Here is a 25953-nt window from a genome sequence, read left to right as displayed (position 1 = left end):
CTCATACTTTTCATATAATAAATAAAATGTTTTTCTAAAAAATCATATTAATACTCTTGCACAAGAACGGCAGAAAATCCACTTCCTGTATAATTGTCCAGGTCGTCAGTCTTCATAGTCTTGTAGTTCATTCTCTCGTCTAATCCCTTACCCAGTACAGTTTCAATCTTTTGTGTATATTTGTTCACAATCACGACATAACACTTGTCCTTATATATCATATTCTTGATATTGCCGTACATCAGCGTATGCTTATCTTTTTCAGCCTTAAGATATTGCAGGAGTGATTTCATGTCCCCTTGTGTCATAAGCATCCTTGCCAGTTCAGGCACGCTCTGGGTTTCAGCCACTGCAGGCGCTTCTACCGGTTTCGGAGTTTCGGTTACTGCCGGTTTTGGAGTCTCTGCTACCACCGGTTTAGGTGTCTCGGTTACTACCGGCTTTGGAGTTTCAGCCACTACCGGTTTCGGAGTCTCGGAAATAACCGGTACAGTCACTGTTTTAGGAGCCTCTTCCACTTTTTCAGCCTCTACCTTCTCTACAGGTACCTCAGCTGTTACCGCTTCTTTAACCGGAGCTTCTTTAATCGGAGTTTCTTTAACCGGTGTTTCAGCAGGCACCTCAGCAGGCGGAATCGCTGCTACAGGTTCTACCACAGCAGGCGGAATAACCTCTGCCACCATTTTCATCGAATCTTCTTCCTGTTTCACTTCCTTCTCCATGTCAGCAAGAGTCTTCTGTGCGTCTGCCAGGTCCTTTTCTTCCGTTGGAGTAAGATATTTCTCCACTTCCCCCTTCTTAGGTTTTTTTCTACCCAGACCTACGGCATCCTTTACTATATATGTGAACACCCTGAACAGGTCACCTTTCTTCACCACGATGTTCTGGCATTTGTCGTCTATCACATCCCAGATCTCCTGCACATCTTCCGGTGGCATTTTCATTCTTTTGGCGAACATTTCTATCACATGCATCTGCAGCATGTTCATAGACTTCTGTTGTGCCAGCGATACAGCTTCATTATCGTCAGTCACCATTTCTACAACATCAGCATAGATAGTATTTTCGCTCAGTTTTATTTCATTGATTTCCGCTTTTTTCCTGGCTTCCTCATCGTCCGAATCTTGAGCCGAAGCCAGAGTAGGGAAGAAGCATCCTCCCACAATCATCCAAAACAATAAATCTTTTCTTTTCATATCTATATCCATTATAACAGTTTAACGTTGTGCATAGGAACATATCCGTAAAGAGTCACTTTCAGTCTGTTCTTCCTGTTGTGGAAGATACTTCTGCTCATTTCAAACTCAACAATATGATTATAGTTCATAATCCTGTTGCTGGCCACCATTGCCCCTTCTATCATTCCTTCGTCCACTTTCTTTATACCCGTATAAAGTTCGCATCCGTTGTATTTGAAGAAGTCTGTCAGAAACCTCACAGGAATTTCGAATTCTTTTTTCCTGTTACCATACATATTTACAGTAACCTCGGCTATCACGTCATTTTCGTTATACGCACCGTTCATCAGCGTAAAGGCCGATTCTACCGGATACATATTGTCATACAGAGGCTTCAGCGTCTTTCCGTTTCGTCTGTAGTATTTCATCCCGAACAAATCCTTATCTTCCAGCCTGTTGTCAGCGGTTTTCATGATGTTGCCCTTATATTTCTCCAGAGCCTTATCATCCACCTTCGTGCTGTTTCCATTATTGTTGTTGGCGCAGAAATACATCAGATTGTCATAAAGCGCGTTTTCCGCCTCAATCTTCGTCATTCCCGTCATCAGTTCATATCCCATAGTGAATTCCAGTCCCAGCAATTCCTTACCTTGACTGTTGTTTATGGTCACCTTTCCATTATTCTTTACGGTCTCAATGTTCATTCCCGTATTGTCGTCACATTTGTTCAATGCTTCCACAATCAGGTTCCTCTGTCTCTCATCATTGTCGGCACCGGGGAAAATCTTCACTCTGTCTTCCTGCAGTTTCATGCAAGTTCCCGGCATTCTTGTCACCAGCAGTTCCAGCAGATACCTTTCCACGAACTCACACATTATTCTGTTCTGTGCGTCCATTCCGTTCAGCACCTTCTTGTCAAACAGCTGTATTCCTGCGGCATTCACCATACCGTTGTTGTCTCTGCTCACGTAGACCTTCTTTTTCAGTCTGTCCACATCCCTTCTGGCATTCGCGTCGTCCAGTGCAGTTACAATTGCTTCCAGCCTTTTATTGTTGAACCTCATAGTCTCCTGACCCCATACATGGTTGCAAAGTGTAATTGCAACCACACATGTTGTCAGCAGATATCTATAGAACTTTCTGTTCATATCAGTAGTTTATTTAATCAGAACATGATACCAAGACCCACAGTACCTTCAAAATGCTTGAAGTTCACGCTTTGTGCGCCTGCACTGAGAGCCACATTCTTTATTCTCCATATAAGTCCCAGTTCAGCTTCAGCTCCGGCAAACGATTTGTCTGTTATTCTTGCCCATTTGTCATCTGCAGTTCTCCATTTCAGTGTCTTGTATCCGTATCCGCCACCCACATACAGATAGAGTGGAAGAATCATTCTGAACATCAGACCACCGGTGAACGACATTCTGTAGCTTTCCGTACCCGAACCGAACCATACACTGTTGCCTTCCTCATCCAGACCTGCCGACGAAGAATCCAGTTCGTAATCATTACTGCCCAGGTTAGTTTTCACTTTGGCATAAACACCCCATTTCTTCACTACACCTATCATTGCACCATACGACATTGGCGCTCCGATACCTGCCACCGGCATCAACAGCGTTCTCGTCTTGTTGGCATCATTCTGTATAAGTTTCATAGTCAGTTTATACACCACCTGTTTTTCCAGCTGCGAATCGAATTCATACTTCATCGATCCGAATTTGTCACTGCTGATAGTAATGTTTCTCGACCCCTCGGTCATATATACTATTGCTTCTCCCATTTTGTATATCACGTCGCCTATGATATTTCCCTGGAAAGAATATTCTCTGGCGTTTGGCACCGACACTCTCAGTACAGCACAAGGAGTTCCGTTCAAGTCATTTCTCTGTTGTGTTCTTGCCAGCAGGTCTCTGTCCAGTCTCTGGAAGTTCACAATTTTCACCTCTTGTGCCCTAACCATTCCCAGCGCGCACACAGCCATTATCATTATCAGTAAAAATCTGTATTTCATAATCTTATTGGAATAAAAGTTATTATAAATCATCTATTTGCGGTTTACCGGTATTGTTTCTTGTTTTAGCGGTTCTGGAAGCCGGTTTAGAGCCTTTACCGAATATATCGTCCATTCTCAGTTCGTTTGTTCCTGCATTACCACTTGTTGTGATATAAGCTTCGAACGGATAGACATCGTATAAAGATCTTATGAAACTACTTCCATAATATCCTTCAAACTGATCTTCGGCGTTAAGCACATATTTCAGTCCGTCCGGATTTAGTTTTGTATAGTTGGCATGGAATCTGAGTCCCGCTCCCTCGTCCGGTACAGTAGTTACAGGAGTAGGTTCCAAAGTTCCGTTTTCCGCAATGAAGTCCACATACGAGTCTACGTTATATTCCGGCAGATACATATTCGGGTTATATGGCATACTGATTATAAACGGCTTGTAAGCCTCAAAGTTCACAGTATTTTCAAATCCGTTTGCCGTAAGTCTTCTCAGCCAGAACGGGCAATAGTCGGTCGCCATATCAGTATTGAAAGGAGCCAGCACTTTTGCTTCTGTTTCCACAGTTACTATTTTTGTCGGCACTACTGGCAGAGTTATAGTTTTCCAGCAGGTCGCCTTCCCGGGTTCTGTAATTTCGTTGTAAGCCCTGCTGAAGTCCTTTCTGAACACTATTTTCTTGTATGTAATCTGTCTGGGACAGTTAAATACATTTCCTGAGCTGTTATTTGATATATCGATATACAGCGAGTCGATATGATTGTCTATAATGGCCCTGCCTTTCATCTCATCGTCAATAGCGGGTGTCACTCCGTTTTGTGTATCAACAAAGAGTAGGGTAGATCTACTGTTGCTGTAATACAGTCTTGGAATATTTGCTCCCGATTTCCAAACCACATATTCCAGACTGTCGCAAGCTGAAAACACGTTGCTTCCTATCAGCGTAAGGCTTTCTGGTACGGTTACATTTTTTAAGTCAGTATCACAGAAAGAATCTTCTCCCAGTTCCTGTACATTTTTCAGGTCGATACTTTTCAGTCCTGAACCATTAAAAGCATTTACTCCAATCTTTTTGATATTGTCCGGCAAGTCAATTGATTTCAGATTTTTGCATCCATAGAAAGTACTATAAGGAATTACCGTAATACCATTGTTCAGTGTCACATCCTCCAGTGCGGTGCAACCGCTGAATATATAATTCTCCCACGTTTCCGGCACTGAGTTGATAACCGCTTTTTTCAGGTTTTTGCATTCACCGAAAACGCTCGGTCTTATTATGGTTATCCCGGTGTTGATAGTTACTTCTTTTATGCCGGTATTGTAAAAAGCTCTGTTCCCTATCTCTGTGACTGTACTTGGGATCTTTATTCCTTTTAGTTTCGTACAGTTGTAAAGAAACTCGGTCGGAATGGTTCTCATTCCTTCATGTAGTGTTATGCTGTCCAGTTTTTCACAGTCTCTGAAAATTTTGTATCCAAACGATTGTACATTATTGCATTTGAAATCCACATAAACCAGTTCTGATTCAGAAAAAACATAACTGCCTATTGTCTTTATTGAATTTCCCAGTGTTATGCTGTCAAGTCCAGCCCTAGAGAAACATTCGCTTCCCAGTGTCACCAGGCTCTCAGGCAGATTCACCTCTTTAAGATTTATGCAGTCCATGAAAGCATAGCTGTTAATGGTAGTAAGTCCTTCATTCATTACCACCTTTCTCAGTGCCTTACAATTCTTGAAAGCATTAGCGTCAATAGTCACCAGATTGTCAGGCACAGTCACCTCTTCCAGCATATTGTTGTCACTGAAAAATGACTCCGGAATGGTATTGTTTTCCAGTGTCGCCCCTTTCAGATCCAATATAGTCAGTAGCGGCAGTTCATTCTTCAGGAATTCAATGTCGAAAGCATCCATCTCTCCATTCACTGTCAGTTTCTGGAGTTCAATTCTTTCAGAGCCTATCTGACTTTCCAGTCCTTCAGTGTCTGTCAGTGTCACAGTCTTCTCCACCAGTTCCGTTCTCGAGCCGTTCTGGTTGTTCTGTTCCTGTTCCCCATAAGCCAGTTCCTGGCTTTCAGTACATGCTGCCATACAACAGGCAAGCATCATTATGCCCCAAACCGGATATTTTGTATTATACTTCATAATAAACATTCTGTATTAGTGTCACAAACAATTATTTCATATCGCTGATATGCGGAACCCCCGGCTTTTTCTCATACATCATAGCGGTTCTGCTTGCTTTTCCTGCACTGGTCATGTCAACAGCCTCTGTTTCTCCATTGCCTTGATTTTCCACCACCATATATGCGCCAAAAGGTCTCACTTCATAATTATTTATAAAGTTATCACTTCCCCAAGTTCCGACAGTGAAAATGTTTTCGGTTGGAGCAATATATTCCAAAGCCGGATAAAATTTATATCCCGGACCTTCAATACCCTGTATCACCTCCGGAGTAGCTTTCATTGTAATGTTTTCACCTATGAATGTCACATCTCCGCTTATATTGTACTCCGGCAGATAATAATCAGGGTCATTTGGCATACATATAATATACGGTGTATAGGCTTCTATATCCGTTGCGTTCACAAATCCCTCTTCCGATGCGGTTCTCAGCCAGAAAGGTTTTGTATCCTCCGTTTCCATACTGCTTCCGAATGGAGCCAGTATTCTTCCGTCTTCAGTCATAATCTTTGTAGGTTTGAAAGGCAGACTGATTGTATACCAGTTACCCCTACTGTTCACAGAAGTCCTGCCAGAGAAATATTTCGTAAATTCAACTTTCTTTACTGTTATGTCTTGCGGACATCCGAAAGATCTGAAGGAAGCATCGTTACTGCATTCCACCTTTTCGGCCATTCCGTCTATCACCACGTTTTTTATATATCTTTCCCACTTTACTGTCGATCCGTTTTTTGAGTTCAGAAACAGGAAAGCATTGTTATATCCTAATGATGTTGTTACGTCACATCCCGAGTTCCAGTATACATTCTCCAGATCGCTACACCTGTCAAGTATGTTTCTTCCTACAGAAGTCACAGTCTCCGGCACTGTCAGAGTTCTCAGGTCGGTATTTGCCAGACAGCCTTCCTCTAGAGTAGTTACAGCCGGATTAATTGTGAATTCCGTTAAAGCGGTATTCTCAAATGCATATAGACCGATTCTTTTCACAGTTTCGGGTATAGTAATATTCTTCAGTTTATAACACCACCTGAACATATAGTTTGGAATCTCATCAATATTAGGCAGATTGATTTTTTCCAATGTTCTGCATTGAGAAAAGACACCACTCTCCAGATCAGTTTTTTCCGACATGAATATCACCTCCCTCAGGCTGTCATTCGAGCTGAAAGCATTCTGTCTCACATTTATTACCTCTTTCGGAATCGTAATCTTTCTCAGCGATGTATTCGTGAAGGCTTCGCTTTCAATTGTTTTTAGTTTGGCTGGCAAAGTTATCTCCTCCAGGCTCTTACAGCTCTGCATGAAGTATTTAGGAATGGTTTCCATTTCGTCATCCAGCTGTACTCTTTTCAGATTTTTGCAGTTGTAGAAGATATACTCTCCGGTCATTGCGTTTCCGTTGTCAATCACCACCGACTCCAGACTGTCAATAGTGCTGAAAGCATAGTACCATACAAACTGGACGTTTTTCGGTATATGCACCGATTTCAGTCCGCTTGTGTCGAAGGCATATCTGTCTATTTCCTTCAGGTAAGGATTAAATTCCACATTTTTCAGGTTAGTACACCGGCAGAAAGCATAGGTACCGATTTTCTTTAACTTATACGGCAGCACCACCTCATTAAGATTTTCACATCTGTAGAAGGCTTCATTCATAATCTCTGTCACACAATCCGGTATCACTATCTTCTTAAGGTTTATATTTTCATAGAACATCCTGTTTCCTATCACATTTTCCGTTTCCAGTTTATGAGTGAAATTTCCGTTTGTGTCTGTTGCATAATAGTCACTGTCCGTACCCATTACCTTGAAAGTCACTTTGGCCATATCCAGTTCCACCAGTGCCGGCATTCCGGTTTTGATAAACAGAATGTCAGCTCCGCACAGTTCCCCGTCCAGCACCAGTCTCTGTACAGTTGCTTTCTCATCGTCTGTCAGTAGGGTAGAGAGGTTTCCGGCAGTTATGCCTGTCAGGATTTTCTCTGTCAGTTGCGTACGCGATCCGTCATTTTCTCCTTTCCCGTCTGTTTCCGCCATATCGTATTCTGCCGTAAACTCGTCCTGGCATCCGCTACTCAGACAGCCCATTACAGCTGCCAGAGCCGCTATATGTAAATAACAAATCTTTTTCATATCTCACGTTTAATTAGTAATACCCGGCGATTCTATATCACCCATATCAGGTTTTCTCTTGGTCTTGAATTCATATTTCCTGTAGTCATAGTACACGCCGTTCTGTTTTATGTACATACCCCAGTAGTAAGTGGTAAGTTCTTTAAGGTTGCTCAGCGACATAGTGAATTCATTGGTATCCGTCAGTGTAACCTTAACCTTGTTGGTTACCTCCTCGAAACTTTGGTCTCTGTTATCTGTATAGAAATATCCTATTTCTTCATATTCCTTAGGCAAGACATCAGGTGTCACGTATACCTTTATATCAGCAGTTGTATTTCTCACGTCCGATTCTTTCACCTCAAACATCAGATCCGAAGTTCTGCAATACATGTATCCGCCGTAGTGAACGAATTCCTCTCCTTCATAGTCCGATATAGTGTACATTTTCACATAATAATTAATTCTCGGCGTCAGGTTTTCTATAGTGGTCTGTATTTCTTCCAGTCCTGCATCCATCTTCACTCTTCCGTCGCAGTTCTCCAGATTTACATTGCTGTCGTCTATCTTCCATATAAATCCTTTTTCCTTAATCGTACCCATATCCGATGCTGTTATTTTACCCTTCACAGTCACCGAATTCATTGTAGAGCTTACTTGCGTAAACTGTTCGAACGAAGGAGAATTTATGTTCCATGTGCTGGTTGTGCTGATGTTTCCTGTCTTTATTACTTCCCTTCCGTCATACTCTACTTTCAGATATGATGTAATCGAGTATGAGCTGTTAGGTTTCAGATTCCTGATTGTGTCTGTAAATTGAGTCAACGTTCCGTCAGTCACCACACTCTTCCCGTCATGTTTGTCTATTGTAGGATAGTCAGTGTCACTGTTCGTCCATAAGAACCCTTTTTCCTTCACCGTCATACCTTCAGGTATATCCACACCCGTTTTCACCGCAATCCATCCGTACGATGATTGAGTCTCCACATGATAGAATCCTATTGACGGAATATTTTTTGTCCATACATTTCTCGAACCGGAATAATAGGTATTTGTCTCTCCGTTGTATTCCATAGTCATATACGCCTTTATGTAGTGGTTCTTGTCAAATTCCAGATTTGTGAATTTGGCCTTCAGGTTCTTGTAGTCTGTACCTTCATTTATCTGTTTTCCCTTGCAGTCTTCCAGTTTCACCTCGCTGTTTTCGCCCCATATGAATCCTGCTTCTTTAACTTCTCCATCGCCGAAATCTTCCACTACCACCGATACCGGTATAACCGATGTAGTGACGCTGTCATGGTCTACCACAATATCATAGAATCGTGGAGTTGCTATTGACCTGGTATAGTGATTCTTCGAACCCGAATAATATACATATTCATTATCCTGGAACTTCACTTTCGCGTATCCTTTCACATAATAACTTGTATTTGGCGACAGATTTTCTATCACATAACTGAATTCGCTTACATCCTCACTTTCTATAGCCTGGTATCCTATACAGTTCTCCAGCGTACCGTCATAGTTTGAGTGCCATATAAATCCGTATTCCGTAATTTCTCCGTCACCCATCTTATTTATACCAGTCTTGACAGGTATTGATATCGCTGTAGCGGCTTCTGTATCAATAGTCACATCCTTGAATTCAAAATCCTTTTTATAAGAAGTGTTTACATACTCATAACTTGAGTATCCTATATTAGTGATATCTCCCGATTGATAAATCGCGTATGCCCTTATATAATAATACTTGTTCGGAGTCAGACCCTCAATGGTTGCAGAATATATGGAATTCGTACCCTCCGCAGTCACTACCTGCTTTTTTTCCCTTGCCTCTTCCAGCTCGATGTTACGGTTATCCTCACTCCAGATGAATCCTCTTTCTTTCAGAACACTGGTTTCCAGATTGTTAAGTGTAGCATAACATTTTGCGGATGATGAAGTCATCTCTACCGTATGTCTCATCTGGTTAGTCTCATCCCAGTATCCGAATTCCACTTCCGGTGCCACCATCTGTGAAGTAGTGAACTGCATTGTGCTTCCGTATCCCACACGTTCCGATCCGTTTACCGTATTCTTTGCGTATGCTCTTACGTAATATGTAGTGTTATATTCCAGATTTGTCAGCTGATACAGATAGTCTTTCTTCAGCTCCGTAGCGTCTGTTACTACCAGAGTAGAGTCATATACCGTAGGGTTATTGCTTTCCCTGCTCATACAGAATCCTTTTTCTGTCACTTCACTGCCTTCCACCGGTATACTTTCAATTACTCCCACCAGTGTAGCGGCCGAGATACCCACATTGAGCACTTCTTTTGTCTGTACCACCGGCGATACCTTGTCCAGTGTCCTCGAAGTGATTATTTCCCCGTATCCTTCCATAGTACCGTTTGCGGCTTCCTCCGAGTCCGCGCTTTTTGCATACGGTCTTATTTCATACTCGGTGTCGGCTTCCAGCTCTGTAATCATTACCGAGTATCCCAGAGTATCGTTTGTAGGCAATGCTTCACATTCCACAGGAATGAATTTCGCACCCTCTATTTTCTTTCTGTATTCCAGACCGCATTCCAGCAGGCAGTTGTTACCCACTTCCTGAATAGAGGTTTTCACCCTTATCACGTTTTCATCCAGCGAGTCCACCACAGATTCTCTGAATACAGGTGCCGAAGTCGATGCTGTTTTAAACATTTCCGTAACACCTCTCACTTCGGTTTTTCCCGACGAAACGTACCAGTAGTAATAATACTGTTCGTTAGGAGTCAGATTTTCCAGTGTAACGGAAACACTATTACCCGTTCCCTTTTCCACCGTCTTCGTTTTAGACTTGTCTTCAGGGAAACCGCTTGATGTTGAATACACCACACCCATTTCCTTAACCTTACTGTTTATCCCTTGAAAATTCCCGGTCAGTGTAACCGTAGTTCTTGTAGCATTGCTGCTGCTTCCCTCCAGAATAACCGGAGCATTCAGGTCGTCCCCGGGAACGATATCCTCACAAGCCACCCATAGTATTGGCAATGCAAATAACGCTGTAAATCCTAAACGTTTAATTTTTTTCATTCTAGAATACATAATTTATTGAATATTATTAAACTGTACGAAGGTAGTATAATATTGATACTAATACTTGTATAATCGTAAAATTGTGCAATTAAATTAATTATGCCACGCCACTCTACTCCCCAAATATGTCAATCATGTTTTTACATGTGAATTTAATGTTATTTTCATTTCAAGGTTTCGTTATCATATCTTTCTGTTTACATAAATAAACTATGAATACACAAAAAATATTATTATTCATTCCTATAACCGCACAAATATATAAAAAACATCAATAAACCTATTCTTTTTCACTGTTAAATCACATCTTATTGTAAATATATGTATAATCAGTTTCTAAAACATTAAGGGCGGCCACCACATCCATTGCAGTGTCCGCCCTTTCCCGTATTTCTGTACAGTATATTTATTTTCCTGTATACCATTGGTACATTCTGTGCACCCCTTCGTCAATTTCCACCTTGTGGTGCCAGCCCAGGTTATGCAGCTTTGTCACATCCGTCAGCTTGCGCATGGTACCGTCCGGCTTCGTTGCGTCCCATCTTATTTCACCTTCGAAACCGATTTCCTTTTTTATCAGCATAGCCACATCGTGAATGCTCAGTTCCTTTCCCGTACCCACGTTGATATGGCAGTTTCTGATGTCCTTGTCACCTTCCTTGTACGTATCCTTGAAGTCCACGTTCAGCAGCACATGAACACTTGCGTCAGCCATTTCCTCGCTCCACAGGAACTCTCTCATAGGTTTTCCCGTGCCCCACAGCATAACATGGTCATCATGAATGCCGTATTTAGCCAGAATAGCCCTGATATCCGCTTCCTCAGCCTTTCCGTCCACACCTTCCACCGGGCGTTTGTCCAGATCGGCCCTTACAGCCTCCATGTCGCCGTTCATCAGACACTTGGCCAGATGAATCTTTCTTATCATGGCCGGCAGCACATGACTTCTTTCCAGATCAAAGTTGTCGTTCGGTCCGTACAGGTTAGTCGGCATCACCGCTATATAGTTAGTGCCATACTGCAGGTTGAAGCTTTCACACATTTTCAGCCCCGCAATCTTGGCTATGGCATACGGTTCGTTTGTATACTCAAGAGGCGAGGTGAGGAGCACCTCCTCCTTCATAGGCTGTTCCGCATCCCTCGGGTAGATACATGTACTTCCCAGAAACAGCAGCTTCTTCACTCCGTGACGGAAACTTTCGCCTATCACGTTCTGCTGTATCTGCAGATTGTTGTAAATAAAGTCAGCCCTGTATATAGAGTTGGCCATTATACCACCCACATGGGCTGCAGCCAGAATCACCGCATCCGGTTTTTCCTCATCGAAGAATTTCTTTACAGCCACACCGTCCAGCAGGTCCAGTTCCTTGTGAGTCCTGCCCACCAGGTTCGTATATCCCCTCTGTAACAGATTGTTCCAGATAGCCGACCCCACCAGTCCGCGATGTCCTGCTACATATATTTTTGCATTCTTTTCCATGTTACTTCACTATTCCTTTTTCCAGATACTCGGCCAGATTGGTTCTCACCACCTCGCTATGTCTTTCCACAGCCACTTTCGCCATGTCGGCGTCCACCATAATGTTCACCAGTTCCTCGAAGCTTGTCTTCGTCGGATTCCATCCCAGCTTCGCCTTAGCCTTTGTTGGGTCACCCCATAGGTTCACTACGTCTGTCGGGCGATAGAAATCCTCGCTCACTTCCACCAGACACTTGCCTGTAGCCTTGTCGTATCCCTTTTCATTGATACCTTCACCCTTGAATTCCAGTTCTATACCCGCACGTTTGAACGCATAATAGCAGAATTCGCGCACACTGTGCTGTACACCCGTAGCGATAACGAAGTCTTCCGGTTTGTCGTTCTGCAGTATCAGCCACATACATTCCACATAGTCCTTCGCATACCCCCAGTCGCGCAGCGAGTCCAGATTACCCAGATACAGTTTCTCCTGTTTGCCCTGAGCTATACGTGCCGCGGCCAGAGTAATCTTTCTTGTCACGAAAGTCTCACCTCTTCGTTCCGATTCGTGATTGAACAGAATACCCGAGCAGCAGAACATATTGTAAGCCTCACGATATTCCTTCACTATCCAGAATCCGTACAGTTTTGCCACAGCATAAGGCGAGTAGGGGTGGAACGGTGTATTCTCGTTCTGAGGCACTTCCTCCACCTTACCGTACAGTTCCGAAGTCGAAGCCTGATATATACGGCATGTATTCTCCAGATGATTTGTACGCACAGCTTCAAGTATTCTCAGCACACCCACGGCATCCACGTCGGCAGTAAACTCAGGCGCGTCGAACGACACCTGCACATGGCTTTGTGCAGCCAGGTTATATATCTCAGTAGGCTGTACCTTTCCCACCAGTTTCACCAGCGACATCGAGTCACTCATGTCCGCATAGTGCAGGTGGAAGTTAGGTTTTCCTTCCAGGTGTGCTATTCTTTCTCTGAAGTCCACCGACGAGCGTCTTATCGTGCCGTGAACATCATATCCTTTTTCCAACAGAAATTCCGCCAGGTACGAACCGTCCTGTCCGGTAATACCTGTAATCAATGCTACATTTCTTTTCTCATTCATAAATCTTCTCTTTAATATATATTTGTCAGATATTTATCCTTATATTCTTTTTAATCCTACTATACTTCTTATAAAATTACTGATAAGATGATATGGGTACCACATCACCTCAGTCGGAGCAAGCCTGAAGAAACGTTTAGTACGTTCCATACCTTTACTATAAGAAAACCATTTACCTTTCCAGTACCCCTTCGGACGCCCGGGTATTCGTGTGTCATATCTGCCGAAGTTTCCAGAAGCCAGAACCTCTTTCAGCACCATCTCCCCATCCTTTTCGCTTCCTCTCGTGTCGAAAGGCATAAATTCCGCGGGAAGTCCCAGTTTGTTTACTATTACATACCCGAATGCCCTTGCCGCCTTCATCAGTCCCAGTCTTTTCAGGTCAGCCGTAAGTTTCTCGCCGTCTATATCCCTGTTGCAGTTTTTCAGTATGCAGTACCAGTCGCACAGCTGTCTCAAACCTATACCTCCATTCATGAAATGAGTGAAAGCATGAATAAAGACATACATCGCATTGAACGTAGGCGGCGGTACAGCCATTCTCCCGTTGTTCACAGCTCCATCCGGATACCATGTTTCCACCATTTTCTGTAACCTTCTGTTATGTAGCGGATTATCCATGGTGCACATAATGCGGTGATTCTCTATCATCACCCCGTCCAGTAGGAAAGAAGCGTGTTTCTCCGATTCTTCCTCCTTTTTCTCAGCCCCGATTCCTTCCAGAATCCTGTTGCCCGTTTTCTGTCCTGCCTTACCGAGGTAGATGTCTATATCCCCACACTGTCTGTGCGCCGGAATCCTGTACAGCTCAGCCACACCCTGTCCCTTAAGCAGTACAGGTTTCATACCGGCCGATGCATACACACTGTTCAGACGCTCCACCATGCTGTTCAGTCTTCCATTCATCTTCTCTATCCCCACAACCTTTTCCATCCACCTCAGAATCAGTTCCCTTGGCGGACGCATCTCCCTGTCGGTCGAGGATATTCCGTCGAACACAATACCCAGCAGCGCCTGGCTCTCCGCCATTCTGTATATGCCGTACCACTGTTCGGCTGTAAGTCCCCGCAGCAGGTCCTTTTCCGCGTCCGTGCCTTCCAGACCGGATCTCAGCAGCGCAAAGAAAGCATCCGTTATGCCCATATAATCAGTCTCTTCTGAACACGTCCCTGGTGTATACCTTATCCTTCACATCGTCCAGACAGCTGTCGTATCTGTTCGCGATAATGGCGTTTGCCTGTTTTTTGAAGTCTTCCAGACAGTTCACCACCTTCGATCCGAAGAAAGTTGTTCCGTCCTCCAGTGTAGGTTCGTAAATAATCACCGTTGCGCCCTTCGCCTTTATACGCTTCATCACCCCCTGTATTGAGCTCTGTCTGAAGTTGTCGCTGTTCGATTTCATTGTAAGCCTGTACACACCAATTACGCATTCCTTCTCGTTCTCCGGGCTGTAGTCTCCACGGTTATAATAGTCGTAATACCCCGCTTTCTTCAATACCTGGTCCGCTATGAAGTCCTTTCTTGTGCGGTTCGATTCCACTATCGCGTTAATCAGGTTCTCCGGCACATCCGCATAGTTTGCCAGCAGCTGCTTGGTATCCTTCGGCAGACAGTATCCCCCGTATCCGAACGACGGATTGTTATAGTGGTTTCCAATTCTCGGATCCAGGCTTATGCCGTTTATTATGTCCACAGTGTTCAGTCCCTTCATCTCAGCGTAAGTGTCCAGCTCGTTGAAGTAGCTCACCCTCAGTGCCAGATACGTGTTTGCAAACAGCTTCACCGCCTCTGCCTCCGTCAGTCCCATATACAGGGTATCTATATCTTCTTTCAGCGCTCCCTCATGCAGCAGTCCCGCAAAAGTCTCAGCGTCTTTTCTCAGTTCCTCCGCATGGTCACACACCGTATCCTTCGGACATCCCACGATTATTCGGCTAGGGTAGAGGTTGTCATACAGCGCCTTGCTCTCCCTCAGGAACTCAGGCGAGAACAGCAGCTTCAGCCCCTTTCCATATTTGCGGTACAGTCCCTCGCAGTATCCCACAGGGATTGTACTCTTTATCACCATCACCGCCTCCGGGTTCACCTCCCTTACCAGGTCAATCACCTCCTCCACATGGCTCGTGTCGAAATAGTTCTTCACCGGGTCATAGTTTGTGGGAGCCGCTATCACCACGAAGTCCGCTTCGCTGTATGCCGTCCTGCCGTCCAGTGTCGCCGTCAGGTCCAGTTCCTTTTCCGCCAGATACATCTCTATATAGTCGTCCTGGATAGGAGAAATGCGTTTGTTTATCTTTTCCACCTTTTCCGGAATCACGTCCACAGCCATCACCCTGTGATGCTGTGCCAGCAATGTTGCTATCGACAGGCCCACATAGCCCGTTCCAGCCACAGCGATATTCTTTTTCATAAATAAACAGTTTTAGATGTTAATGTCAATATTACTTATATCGCACAAAATTAACTATAATTTTGAAAACAGCCAACAAAAAAGGCGGAGCAGTTATTTGCTCCGCCTTTAATTCTGGAAATTACATATAAATGTATGTTGTCTATACAAACCTTTTTTTACTCGATAATAACCACACGGTTCAGCTTGTTGCTTCCGAACATGTTTTCACCGTCAGGAATAGAAACTATCTGCAGCTGGTCAGCATTTACACCCTCTTTAACCAGGATGTCGCGAACCTCTTCAGCTCTCTTCTTGGCCAGTTTGGCATTAATTCTCTTCGAACCTGTAGCCTTGTCCGCATAACCAACCACTCTGTAAGTCTTGTTAGGGTTCTTCTTGATAATTTCCGCAGCCTGTTTGATGTTTACGTTGCCATAGTCATCCACCTTGCTGCTTCCAATCAGGAAGAATATAGAGCGAGGTCCTGCCACTTCCACTTCTTTCACTTCAGTCTTCACTTCCGATTTCAGAGCCTGCTCGTTAGCTTTCAGCTGGCTGATCTGCTGTTCAGCAGTGTCAAGTTTCTGTTTGTATTCGTTTATCTTGGCATTTATCTCGTCCATTTCCTGCTGAGTCAGTTTCGCAGTCTTGAATCCCTTGCCTCCGAAAGTATAAGTAGCGCCAAGGTTCAGATACATATATCCGTCATTGTTTGCGCTGCTGTATGCACCCAGGATAGAAGGAGTAACCTGTCCGCGCACTTCCATGTCGATAGCCCATTCCTTGTTGATGTTATATTTTGCGCCAAGACCAAGGCTAGCGCCGATATTGCATCTCATGCGTCTGTCGGCAGGAACAGTCTTTTCAGTATCAATTTCTGTTACCACAGTAGTTCCCTGAGCGTCTGAAGTCTCAGTAGTCTTGTATGCTACGTTCCATCCTCCATAGTTCTTTCCTAAGTTGATAGACGGACCGGCAAAGAAGTTCACTTCCCATTTGCGGTCAGCCTTATAACCTCCGAACAGGTTAGTCAGGTTCAGCATACCGTCGAAGTTCAGTCCGAAGTAGTTTTCTTTTCTCACTACCTCTTCAGCGGTTACGGGGAACGGATAGCTGGTCTTCATTCTCGAGCTCCAGCCGTACACCTGACCTCTAACTCCCCACACAGGAGTGAACAGCTTACCTACTGAAACGTTTATCAGCGGAGTGATAGTCTTTCCGAAGTCAGAGTCCGGGTTGAAGTTACCCTGTATACCTGCTCCCACACTTACGAAGACATTCTTGTGTTCCTTTTCCTGTGCGTTAGCCTGCAATAAGGCACCAGCCAGTATTGCAGTCAGAATTACACTTTTATTTTTCATTTTATCAGTTGATTTAAATTTTATACATTCGTTACAATACAAATTTGAACGTTATGCCTCCCGAGAAATACTTCATCCTTTGCAGTTCGAACATAGCGTGTATATGGTTGAACAGCAGGTAAGAAGCTCCTACGGCCACATCCCTTGTGTCATAGTCCGCTATCAGTGTCAGTTGCGGATGAAACGACGGACTGTAAGTAATGCCACCTGCAATCCCGTTCATATCATAGTCCCTGCGTGTGTTATACAGATAGGAGAGATGAATACCTATTTCTTCCCTTCCTATTTTCACATGCTTTGTAGCCGCTATAAACATTCTGCTCAGATATCCGTTACCCGATTCAGCGTTTACTTTACGGCTTGAGAAAGCGAATGGATCCTGAATACCCACAGCCACAGCCGGCATGTGTTTCCACCATTGTCCTTCCTTTGCTATTCTGAATCTGGCCGCAAAGTTTCTGTCCTGGTTTGTAAATCCAGAGTAGCCATATTTGTCAAGTCCCATAGATTCCGCAGTGTGCAGCGTACACATATATGTTACCTCCATCCACGGCATTATGGTCACATTCATAAAGTAACTGTACGTATTATAGTACCAATGAGGCGGAGTAAGTTCCTTGTTCAGGAAAAATGCTCCAAGCATCACAGTCTTGTCTTCCTGCATTTCCCCCGAGGGAGCATGCAATAGCCCCGTGACACCGTATGTAAGCTGGGCCTTAAGCATTAATGGCGATAATACCATTAATGCCGTTACAGCCCATTTTTTTATTGCTCTATGTCTGCTATAATTATTCACCGGTTACTATACCACCACCTTCATTATTATTACCATCACCATGTCCATGACCATGACCGATGCTAGTCATATTGTCATCGTCTACAGTGATTGTAACAGAAATGATAGTTTCCACTACGAACGAAATCTTCTTGCCGTTTACTTCAACTGTATAAGATCTTCTTTCAGTAGCAGTAGTAACATCATAATTAATCAACTTAGTCCATGCCGGAATATTTACATAACCTGTATATTCTGCGTCCTGATATCCCTTGCTGGCTGCAGGATAAATTGCATCTATGCTGCTTTGTACAAGAGCCTGTGCATTAGCGTTAGAGAAGTTTGCTGATATTTCATTTTTCAATCCTTCACTGTCTGCATACTGAGAACCAGACTTACCTTCTTTATATGTAAGCTTATAGTTGTTTACAGGATTTTCTTCAGCATTTTCATAGTTTACGTCAACCGTTTTTGTTACGCTTACAGTATCTATTTTTACTTCAGACTTCATGTTCAAGGCAGCACGGAAAGTAGAGAAGTGAGGTACAAACATTGAATATGCACCGTCCTTCAATTCTACACCACCTTTGCTTTCAGTAGCCCAAGTATTGTCAGTAGCGTTCAGATACTGTAGTACGAAGTCGTTACCAAGCTGTCCTTCATATTTGTCGTTGAATTTCACCTCTAGATAAGGAGTGAAGACCACGCCGTCAGGAAGACCAGTATAAGTCTTCAATATTACATTGTTTTCACCTTCGTCAGTACCTTCACTTGCGCTGTTGTCAGCATGGCTAAAGACAACGATTGTTTGACCGTTAAGGTTCTCAATTTTTGTACCTTGAGGTATAGTCACTGTAGTACCATCAGTCATTGAAGTGTTTACTTCACTTACAGTCACGCCATTTTCGTTCAGTTCAGGAGAAAGCACACCTGTTGTACCGTCACCCGGATCTACCTGTCCGTCGTCACTGATTGCGAAGCCGAACTTAAGATTGACTGACATAATCTGAGCATCAGCTTTTACTGTTTCAGAAATAGTGATTTCTTTTTTACCTGTTTCGTCCAAAACCATAGCTTCCACTGTATATTCACTTACTCCGCTTTTCTTTCCCAGTTTGAAAGAGAAAGTGCTGGAATTATACAGAGGTTCCACAGTGTCATCATTCACTCTGATTCTTCTTGCTGCAACCATCTTGTTATTTACGTCTGTCACGTAACCGGAGATTGTAACATACTCTTTCTTAAGAGATACAGACACAGGATAAACGATAGTAGAACCGTCATTGATTTTCTGTACGTATACAGATCTTGTTGTGCTGGTATAGTTCTCAGCCTCAAATTTAAGGGTTACGATAGTACCTTCTCCCACTTCGTCTTTTGTAAGCTTAACGTTATAGGCTCCGTTACCACCTTCCAATGTACCCCTGTCAGAAGTTACTGTAACATTCTCTATCGCAGCTCCGGTTTCTGCGTCTGTCACAGTTCCCGAAATTGAGTATGCAGCAGCCGGGATAGTCACTGTACCGGAGTCAGGACCATTCACGTCCAGTCTTGAGTCCTTGTAACATCCGGTCATGCTTGTCAAAAGAAGAGTAAATGCCATACTTCTGATGACAACTTTACTCGAAATAAAATTCTTTTTCATGATGAAATTAAAAATTAAAAAAACAAATAAATTATCTCAATTGCGATTTTATATAATATGGATTAAACATATTAGCCTGCATCATATTGTCTCCCGGCATGGTTTTATACGTCTGATAGTAGAACCTTTCGTTTCCCGCGTTATACGCTATACCCATATTCTTCGAAATGTTCACCCTCGGAATATATCCCCTCCGTTTATACTTGTATGGCGGCAGCAGCACCTGAACCCTAAATCCGGCATTTGACTTTGCCCACTGGGCCTTCATCGCATAGAAACCGATGCTTGCATTTCTGAAATGCCTTATAGCATCAATTCTCACCCCCTTTTCCCCCAGCAGATACTGTTCAGCCTTTGCCGTCAGCTGCACATTATATTTCGGCCAGTAGAAACTGCCACCTATGCTCCACGTGAATCGGCTCTTTGTACCGTATGAGCACTCAAATCCGTCCCACCTGTATGTCGCTGTCATTCCAATTCTTCCTTCAATGCTGAATCTCTCATCCCACAGACACACATGTTTCAGCTCCAGATCCGCTCCATAACGGCTGTTGTTGAATGTTCCTACCGTCAGGTTCCCCCATATATTATAAGGTAACCTCACGCTCTGTCTTGCGGTAATAAATCCCGGATGCACCTTCCCGGCTCTGTCTCCATACCCGTCGTTATACACCGGAATCACCAGCTGTGCCGCCAGCTTCATTCCCTTCCACAGCGAAATCTCCACAGTAGGAGAGAGGTTGAACAGCACCTGATAAATCTGGTTTATTATAAGGTTCTTCAGCGAGAGCTCAGGGTATATCACCACGTCCACCTTAAACAGCGAACTGTTCTTCACTCCCTTCTTCACCGCCTTCTTCCATTCCTCACCTAAGCCGTATCCGGCGTTCCATTCCGCGTCACATCCCTGTCTGTATGTCAGCGATATCTGCGGCACGTTATTGTCCATCACCACCACACGGCAGAGCTTGCTCTCCGGAAGTCCGTTCTTCTGCAACATATCCAGCGCCAGACCTATACCTTTGCCGTTCTGCTTGTAAGCAGTATTCTCTATCACATACACCAACTCCTTCTCTGACTCATGCCATGCCACATTCTCAAATCCCAAGTCCGTGAGCATGTCTACAGCCTTCTGTGCCTCCTGTGCGGTGGCCATACCCGGCACTGTCATCAGTAAAGAACACAAGGAACTGTATAAAAATCTTTTCATTAGTCAGTTGTTTAGTATATAATCGGTAGCAAAATTACATTATTTATGTTTAATGTCAAATAAAATTCTAAATATTTTTTATTTTTCCGTACCAAATCAGTAAGCATTCTTTTCTCCGCCTATCATATTTGCTACAGTTTTATACATTATATACAGATCCAGCCATATCGACCAGTGCTCTATATACCATATATCACCCTTTATTCTGTTCTCCATATCCTTCAGTTCCTTGGTCTCACCCCTGAAGCCTGTCACCTGGCTCCACCCCGTAATTCCCGGTTTCACCCAGTGTCTCACCATATATTTGTCAATCAGCTTCGAGTATTCCTCCGTATGCTTCACCATGTGCGGTCTTGGTCCCACAAGGCTCATATCCCCCATAAACACATTTATGAATTGCGGCAGCTCGTCTATATTCGTTTTTCTCATTATGTTCCCCCATTTTGTCTTTCTCGGGTCATTCTTCGTAGCCTGTACCCTGTCAGCATCCGCATTCACCTTCATGCTTCTGAATTTCAAGCAGTAGAACTCCACATCATCCAGTCCGTTTCTCTTCTGCTTGAAGAACACAGGTCCCGGCATCGTTATTTTTGTAATTACAGTCACTATAATCAGTATTATAGGAAAGAGCGTACACAGAAAAATCGTCGATATCACCAGATCCATAGTTCTCTTCATAATCTTGTTCGACAGGTAGGAGAGAGGCTCCCTTCTTATACACATCACCGGCACATTTCCCACATTCTCCATTACCATCCTGCTTTGCGTATATTCATAAAGGTCAGGAATAGAGTAGAATCTTATTATGTGGTTCTCGCAATACCTCATTATTTCCCTTATCAGTTCGCTATGCCTGCTGTCTAGTCCGCAGAACAGGTAATGACTGTTACCATATTTCTCCATATACCCTTTCACCTGCTCAGGTCTTCCCAGGTAAGGACAGTCCTTCGGCATCAGTTCCGAAGGCTCAAAGTCGAAATAGCCTTTTACCCTATATCCGGCCCATTTCTGTATAGTCAGTTCCTCATAAAGCTCCGCCATGCTTTTACTTCCACCCACAAGAACCGAGAACCTCAGGTTTCCACCCTTGCTCCTGTAATTCTTTATCGTTTTTCTTACTGCTATACGGAATAGAGTACTCGCTACACATGTAGAGACAAGAAATCCTACAAACATATACGACCACGAATCCATAAACTGCCCCACTGTAAGGATTATGTATCCCGCAAGAGCGAAGCATACATTTGTAGAGATTACCTTTTTTATCACCTCATATAGGTACGTCTTTCTGTCGTACACAACTACACCGTTCAGTACCACACTAAGAGCATAAATCATCATGATCAGTACTGTGACCTGAATCTTTGGTGCGTTCATAGCCTTTTCCCAAACAGTATTGTCTGTGAAATACGAAAACCCATAAAACAGCAAACCACACATCACGGTTTCACATACCATGATTGTGGTAAAAGCAATATTCCTGTAAGATTTATTATAACTTTCCATATTAAAGATGTATAAACTGTGGTATTTTCCATGCCATTTTCTCTAGTTTTGTCAGCGTAGGATTAAGTCCATGGCTACGGTACATGCGTATATCTTCGTCCCACATCTGTTTCCTCCTTTTGCTGTCCGTACTTAGTCCACCCATACGCATTCTTACTATATATTCCTTCAGATACTCCACCTTCAGATCCGCCTCGTAAAGATATCGGAATAGGAAATCCGAGTCTGCAGCAATTTTATAGCTTTCGTCGTACAATCCATATATCTCAATCGCCGCGCGCTTGATATAGCAGGTTGGGTGCAGCGGCAGCCAACCGTTGCGTACCTTCCATTTTGAGTATGAACCACCTATCCAGTTACGCACTACCTTCTCTGTATTATTGAAATCCACAAATAGCCCATCGCCATACACAAAGTCAGCATTCGTCTGTTTAAATCTTTCCACTATCTTCGATATTATGTCAGTAGAAAAGAGAAAATCGTCACTATGCAGAAGCCCTACTATATCCCCCGTAGCAACTCTGATACCCTTATTTATCCCCTCGTACATCCCATGATCCGGTTCCGATATTATTTTCGCTATCCGGTCCTTATAACCATTTATCACCTTCAGCGAATTATCTTTGCTCGCACCGTCCACCACTATATACTCTATATCCGGATAGTCCTGCGCCAATACACTCTCAATCGCCTGTGCTATGGTAGCTTCACGGTTGAAACATGATGTTATTATTGAAACTTTCATTAATTATTATTTTTTATATATTTAGGCATAACCCTTTTCATAATCTCCGCCTGTTTCCTTTGTCCCTTAGCATTGATATGAATACCGTCCCTATAATCCTCTTCAGTAAATTTATAGTTCAATTCCTTAATAAGAGTAACACAGTTCTTTTCAGCCCAGTCTATTATTTCCTTGCCCTGTTCGTTATAACATCCATTTCTAAGTTCCTCAATATCCGCATGAAGATACACCACCAGCGGAATATTCGCACTGTCCGCTATAGCTTTCAGCTCGTTAAATCCCGGATTGAACACTCTTCCGCCTTTCTTTATCCCCACACCTTGAGCCACTTTCTGGTCAGGATCTGGCTCCACATTCTTTTTCTTGAACACTCGTGGCATCACATATCTGTCTATCAGTTCCCATAGAGCCAGTTTATACTGTTTGTCGGGGTAGGAAGGATGAATGCCCACCACAGGCTGAAAGTCCATATTGTCGTGTGCGTCGTGGCTGCTCACAAGCAGAAACATAGCTTTTGCCCCGAACAAGCCTTTCTCCTTCAGATACGCCACACAGTTATCCGGTCCCCAGCTGCCGGCAGAAATGTTCAGCATCTGCATCCCCGTTTCTGCTGTGAATATAGACGTTGCCAGGTCCTTCTGATCCGTCTGTACTCCTCCGAATATCACCGAGTCTCCAAGACCTAAAATTATGGTCTTGGTGCTATCCGGCTCGTCACTGCGTTGCGAATAGCTGTTATACTTGTAATGATTGAAAAATCTCGAGCCCTCCTGATTAGGACAAGCCATATATTCATATTTGTCGCTTGCCTGATAGAGTGGGGCATTGCATAATCCGTAAATCCTTAGGGCGATTTCCCCCCCCCCTAACAAAATTATTGGAATAGCCAAAAGTATTTTTAATTTTTTCATCTGATAATTCTTTTTCTTATCTGTTTAGCGGGATTCCCCTGATAAATACTATATTCCTCCATATCCTTTGTTGCTATAGAGCCTACAGTCAGTATTGCATGACTATGAACAGTAACTCCGGGACAAACCACTGATTTTGCTCCAACCCATGCCCCATCTTCTATGATAATAGGAGCGTTTCTATAATCAAACGAAGTAAGAGTATAATCATGATTTCCTGTTAGTAATAAAGCTCCTTGCGATATACACACATTGTTACCTATAGTAACGTAATCCAGATTATCTATCCAACAATTCTCACCCAACCAAACATTGTCTCCAACAGTCAGTTTCCATGGAAATTTGACACATACATTATTTTTTATTATTAACCCTTTACCTATCTTGGCTCCGAATGCTTTTAACAGAGCTATCTTTATTCCCATAAACGGATTCCATGAGGCGCGTACAATTAGTGCGTTCACGAAATACCATAAAGTAATCTTCAAAGGAGTTGCCCTCTTGCTAAAGTTACCAGTAGTAAAAATTGCAAGATTGGCTATAGGCTTTTGAGAACTATCATTACGCCGCATACAAACCTCCCTTCATGTCAGGAATCAGCTGTATGCGGAATGAAGTATTACATTTTACCTCCCATTTGTTAACTGTCGTTAAATAATTATTCCTCAGATACTCCTTAATTTTCTCTGCATCATAATTAAACTGTTTCTTTATCTCAAAAACCTTGGCGTCAACAAGCATTCTGTACCAGAAACCTTGAAGAATATGCCATACAAATCCCTCTTTACCATCCAATCCACCTTTCAGTATGTATCTGATAAAGAAGTTTATGAACGGTCTTATAAATAATGGAGACTTTATATATTTAATTTTAAGCCATCTTTTACGTTGTTCTTCTGTACCGAGAAATTTAGGAATAACCTCTTCGGCTTTCGCGTCCATACCATACTCCATCATAAGCATATCCACCATTTTACGGATCGCATATCCGTTATGCTTCTCTGTACACCAAGTAAGGTTATTAAGATTCGCATCCACCTGATTGCCTGTCTCAACAGTTATAGTCTTACCGTCAAACAAACGGATATGCTCATCCATCCATCTGTTCTCACAGTCTCCGTGTCCTTTTCTGAAAACCTTCAGGTGATACGATGGATAACATCCGCCATGAAGAAGTGGTTTCCCCATGAAATCAATCCTTTTTCTTACATAGACACCATTTGTATCCAGGTCACATTCACTGAGAGCCTTTTTCATTGCATCACCCAATCCGCCTTCTAAAAACTCATCAGCATCTATTCTCCATATCCATTCCGAATTAATCTCACAGTTATATACACCATAATTAAATTGAGTGGCATAATTCTTACAAGGATTTTTATAAACCTTGGCACCAAGTTCTTCTGCTACTTCGCATGTTCTGTCAGTACTTAACGAGTCAACCACTATTATCTCTTCGCAAATCCCTTTCAGCAAGTTTATACACCGAGCAATGTGTTTCTCCTCATTTTTTGTCAGAATAATAGCTGCAATGGTATTGTTATTCATTTATTCTTCTAATTTTTATAGTTTTAGCCGGATTACCGCCAACAACAGTCCACGGTTCGACATTCTTGAATACAACACCTCTTGCACCTACTACAGCCCCTTCACCTATTGTTACTCTGGGTCCTATAAATGCTTCGGCTGCTACCCAAGCTCTTTCTTCTATTACTATAGGTTTTTCTATCTGTTCATGCCTTAGAGATGAAATGTTATGCGATGCCGTACAAAGATAACTTCTTTGTGAAACTATTGCGTTAGCTTTTAATGTTATCTTCGCGGCATTATAGCAATCTACTCCTGACGCTAAACAGGAATAATCCTCCATTACCAAATTACATGGCATAAATATCTTTGCAGATGAATATACATTTGCCTTATATGAAACTTTCGCTCCAAAACATCTTAAGATGAAAATTTTCCACTTATTGCACATACTTCTAGGGAAAGGACGTGCAAACAGTGTCCAGCAAATATTCCATATATATCTCTTTATTCTGTCAGAAGTAGAATAAGGAGATACGAACTCTATTGTATTATTATTCATACCAATTATTATAACATTTCTAAAAAACAACTTTCTTTGAAGTTTCTTATACTAATGTTTTTTACCATTTACTTGTAATCATATTATAGTTATCCACAAATTTTATTTCTATTTGTTGTAAAACACTATGTGGTGGTTATTTGTTTTTTTTATTTTTTGTCCGTACAATTTCATCTAAAACCTATGATAGTGAGTA

At 42.9% G+C, this 25953-nt stretch carries 20 protein-coding genes; all 20 read right to left on the bottom strand.

What is annotated here, in order from left to right; genetic code table 11:
* Nucleotides 1-47: 47 nt before the first annotated feature.
* The 20 genes from Q0486_RS07175 to Q0486_RS07080 all read right to left on the bottom strand — a co-directional run bounded on the left by Q0486_RS07175 (nt 48) and on the right by Q0486_RS07080 (nt 25757).
* Complete coding sequence (locus tag Q0486_RS07175) at nt 48-1196, bottom strand: hypothetical protein (RefSeq protein ID WP_299231580.1); 1149 nt, start codon at nt 1194-1196, stop codon at nt 48-50.
* An 11-nt stretch (nt 1197-1207) separates the two neighbouring features.
* Entirely contained in the window at nt 1208-2326 is a 1119-nt protein-coding gene (locus tag Q0486_RS07170; protein WP_299231578.1) for a hypothetical protein, read from the bottom strand.
* Nucleotides 2327-2343: 17 nt separating this feature from the next.
* Nucleotides 2344-3192 (bottom strand): hypothetical protein, encoded by an 849-nt coding sequence (locus Q0486_RS07165; protein ID WP_299231577.1) that lies wholly within the window; start codon nt 3190-3192, stop codon nt 2344-2346.
* Between the two features lie 22 nt (nt 3193-3214).
* Entirely contained in the window at nt 3215-5326 is a 2112-nt protein-coding gene (locus Q0486_RS07160; RefSeq protein WP_299231576.1) for a leucine-rich repeat domain-containing protein, read from the bottom strand.
* 31 nt (nt 5327-5357) lie between these two features.
* Entirely contained in the window at nt 5358-7499 is a 2142-nt protein-coding gene (locus tag Q0486_RS07155) for a leucine-rich repeat domain-containing protein (protein WP_299231574.1), read from the bottom strand.
* A gap of 9 nt (nt 7500-7508) precedes the next feature.
* On the bottom strand, nt 7509-10538 hold the full coding sequence (locus tag Q0486_RS07150) for a hypothetical protein (RefSeq protein WP_299231572.1): 3030 nt from the start codon (nt 10536-10538) through the stop codon (nt 7509-7511).
* 409 nt (nt 10539-10947) lie between these two features.
* Nucleotides 10948-12021, bottom strand: coding sequence for a GDP-L-fucose synthase (locus Q0486_RS07145; protein ID WP_299231570.1), 1074 nt, complete (start codon nt 12019-12021; stop codon nt 10948-10950).
* Nucleotide 12022: 1 nt separating this feature from the next.
* Nucleotides 12023-13123 carry a GDP-mannose 4,6-dehydratase gene (gene gmd, locus Q0486_RS07140; protein WP_299231568.1) on the bottom strand — a complete coding sequence of 367 codons (1101 nt, stop codon included), beginning with the start codon at nt 13121-13123 and terminating at the stop codon, nt 12023-12025.
* Nucleotides 13124-13162: 39 nt separating this feature from the next.
* Nucleotides 13163-14266 carry a nucleotidyltransferase family protein gene (locus Q0486_RS07135; RefSeq protein ID WP_299231566.1) on the bottom strand — a complete coding sequence of 368 codons (1104 nt, stop codon included), beginning with the start codon at nt 14264-14266 and terminating at the stop codon, nt 13163-13165.
* 4 nt (nt 14267-14270) lie between these two features.
* Nucleotides 14271-15533: a nucleotide sugar dehydrogenase gene (locus Q0486_RS07130; protein WP_299231564.1), complete on the bottom strand. Its 1263-nt coding sequence runs from the start codon at nt 15531-15533 to the stop codon at nt 14271-14273.
* 158 nt (nt 15534-15691) lie between these two features.
* Nucleotides 15692-16876, bottom strand: a complete 1185-nt coding sequence (locus Q0486_RS07125) for an OmpA family protein (RefSeq protein WP_299231562.1) — start codon at nt 16874-16876, stop codon at nt 15692-15694.
* Nucleotides 16877-16907: 31 nt separating this feature from the next.
* Nucleotides 16908-17618: a YjbH domain-containing protein gene (locus Q0486_RS07120; RefSeq protein ID WP_299231827.1), complete on the bottom strand. Its 711-nt coding sequence runs from the start codon at nt 17616-17618 to the stop codon at nt 16908-16910.
* Nucleotides 17619-17664: 46 nt separating this feature from the next.
* Entirely contained in the window at nt 17665-19296 is a 1632-nt protein-coding gene (locus tag Q0486_RS07115; RefSeq protein ID WP_299231560.1) for a DUF3869 domain-containing protein, read from the bottom strand.
* Nucleotides 19297-19327: 31 nt separating this feature from the next.
* Nucleotides 19328-20467: a hypothetical protein gene (locus Q0486_RS07110; RefSeq protein WP_299231825.1), complete on the bottom strand. Its 1140-nt coding sequence runs from the start codon at nt 20465-20467 to the stop codon at nt 19328-19330.
* A 135-nt stretch (nt 20468-20602) separates the two neighbouring features.
* Nucleotides 20603-22012: an undecaprenyl-phosphate glucose phosphotransferase gene (locus tag Q0486_RS07105; RefSeq protein WP_299231559.1), complete on the bottom strand. Its 1410-nt coding sequence runs from the start codon at nt 22010-22012 to the stop codon at nt 20603-20605.
* A 1-nt stretch (nt 22013) separates the two neighbouring features.
* On the bottom strand, nt 22014-22757 hold the full coding sequence (locus tag Q0486_RS07100; protein ID WP_299231558.1) for a glycosyltransferase family 2 protein: 744 nt from the start codon (nt 22755-22757) through the stop codon (nt 22014-22016).
* A complete protein-coding gene (locus tag Q0486_RS07095; RefSeq protein ID WP_299231557.1) occupies nt 22757-23668 on the bottom strand; it encodes a hypothetical protein in 912 nt (303 codons plus the stop codon). The genes Q0486_RS07100 and Q0486_RS07095 overlap by 1 nt, the downstream gene beginning before the upstream one ends.
* Nucleotides 23665-24240, bottom strand: a complete 576-nt coding sequence (locus tag Q0486_RS07090) for a WcaF family extracellular polysaccharide biosynthesis acetyltransferase (RefSeq protein WP_299231555.1) — start codon at nt 24238-24240, stop codon at nt 23665-23667. Before Q0486_RS07090 ends, Q0486_RS07095 begins: the two co-directional genes overlap by 4 nt.
* Nucleotides 24230-25216, bottom strand: a complete 987-nt coding sequence (locus Q0486_RS07085) for a glycosyltransferase family 2 protein (protein ID WP_299231553.1) — start codon at nt 25214-25216, stop codon at nt 24230-24232. The genes Q0486_RS07090 and Q0486_RS07085 overlap by 11 nt, the downstream gene beginning before the upstream one ends.
* Nucleotides 25209-25757, bottom strand: a complete 549-nt coding sequence (locus Q0486_RS07080) for a putative colanic acid biosynthesis acetyltransferase (RefSeq protein WP_299231551.1) — start codon at nt 25755-25757, stop codon at nt 25209-25211. Before Q0486_RS07080 ends, Q0486_RS07085 begins: the two co-directional genes overlap by 8 nt.
* Between the last annotated feature and the right edge of the window lie 196 nt (nt 25758-25953).

The organism is uncultured Bacteroides sp. (assembly GCF_937912035.1).
Lineage (GTDB): Bacteria > Bacteroidota > Bacteroidia > Bacteroidales > Bacteroidaceae > Phocaeicola.
The sequence above is the reverse complement of the archived record's forward strand: the minus strand, read 5'-3'. Positions and strand labels throughout refer to the sequence as shown.

Bases quoted from the DNA above. Each gene is read 5' to 3' on its own strand.
- Q0486_RS07080 (WP_299231551.1), bottom strand. From the start codon at position 25,757: ATGAATAATAATACAATAGAGTTCGTATCTCCTTATTCTACTTCTGAC.
- Q0486_RS07105 (WP_299231559.1), bottom strand. From the start codon at position 22,012: ATGGAAAGTTATAATAAATCTTACAGGAATATTGCTTTTACCACAATC.
- Q0486_RS07115 (WP_299231560.1), bottom strand. From the start codon at position 19,296: ATGAAAAAGAATTTTATTTCGAGTAAAGTTGTCATCAGAAGTATGGCA.
- Q0486_RS07155 (WP_299231574.1), bottom strand. From the start codon at position 7,499: ATGAAAAAGATTTGTTATTTACATATAGCGGCTCTGGCAGCTGTAATG.
- Q0486_RS07095 (WP_299231557.1), bottom strand. From the start codon at position 23,668: ATGAAAAAATTAAAAATACTTTTGGCTATTCCAATAATTTTGTTAGGG.
- Q0486_RS07130 (WP_299231564.1), bottom strand. From the start codon at position 15,533: ATGAAAAAGAATATCGCTGTGGCTGGAACGGGCTATGTGGGCCTGTCG.
- Q0486_RS07175 (WP_299231580.1), bottom strand. From the start codon at position 1,196: ATGAAAAGAAAAGATTTATTGTTTTGGATGATTGTGGGAGGATGCTTC.
- Q0486_RS07150 (WP_299231572.1), bottom strand. From the start codon at position 10,538: ATGAAAAAAATTAAACGTTTAGGATTTACAGCGTTATTTGCATTGCCA.
- Q0486_RS07120 (WP_299231827.1), bottom strand. From the start codon at position 17,618: ATGGTATTATCGCCATTAATGCTTAAGGCCCAGCTTACATACGGTGTC.
- Q0486_RS07165 (WP_299231577.1), bottom strand. From the start codon at position 3,192: ATGAAATACAGATTTTTACTGATAATGATAATGGCTGTGTGCGCGCTG.
- Q0486_RS07085 (WP_299231553.1), bottom strand. From the start codon at position 25,216: ATGAATAACAATACCATTGCAGCTATTATTCTGACAAAAAATGAGGAG.
- Q0486_RS07125 (WP_299231562.1), bottom strand. From the start codon at position 16,876: ATGAAAAATAAAAGTGTAATTCTGACTGCAATACTGGCTGGTGCCTTA.
- Q0486_RS07160 (WP_299231576.1), bottom strand. From the start codon at position 5,326: ATGAAGTATAATACAAAATATCCGGTTTGGGGCATAATGATGCTTGCC.
- Q0486_RS07100 (WP_299231558.1), bottom strand. From the start codon at position 22,757: ATGAAAGTTTCAATAATAACATCATGTTTCAACCGTGAAGCTACCATA.
- Q0486_RS07090 (WP_299231555.1), bottom strand. From the start codon at position 24,240: ATGCGGCGTAATGATAGTTCTCAAAAGCCTATAGCCAATCTTGCAATT.
- Q0486_RS07145 (WP_299231570.1), bottom strand. From the start codon at position 12,021: ATGGAAAAGAATGCAAAAATATATGTAGCAGGACATCGCGGACTGGTG.
- Q0486_RS07170 (WP_299231578.1), bottom strand. From the start codon at position 2,326: ATGAACAGAAAGTTCTATAGATATCTGCTGACAACATGTGTGGTTGCA.
- gmd (WP_299231568.1), bottom strand. From the start codon at position 13,123: ATGAATGAGAAAAGAAATGTAGCATTGATTACAGGTATTACCGGACAG.
- Q0486_RS07135 (WP_299231566.1), bottom strand. From the start codon at position 14,266: ATGGGCATAACGGATGCTTTCTTTGCGCTGCTGAGATCCGGTCTGGAA.
- Q0486_RS07110 (WP_299231825.1), bottom strand. From the start codon at position 20,467: ATGACAGTGCCGGGTATGGCCACCGCACAGGAGGCACAGAAGGCTGTA.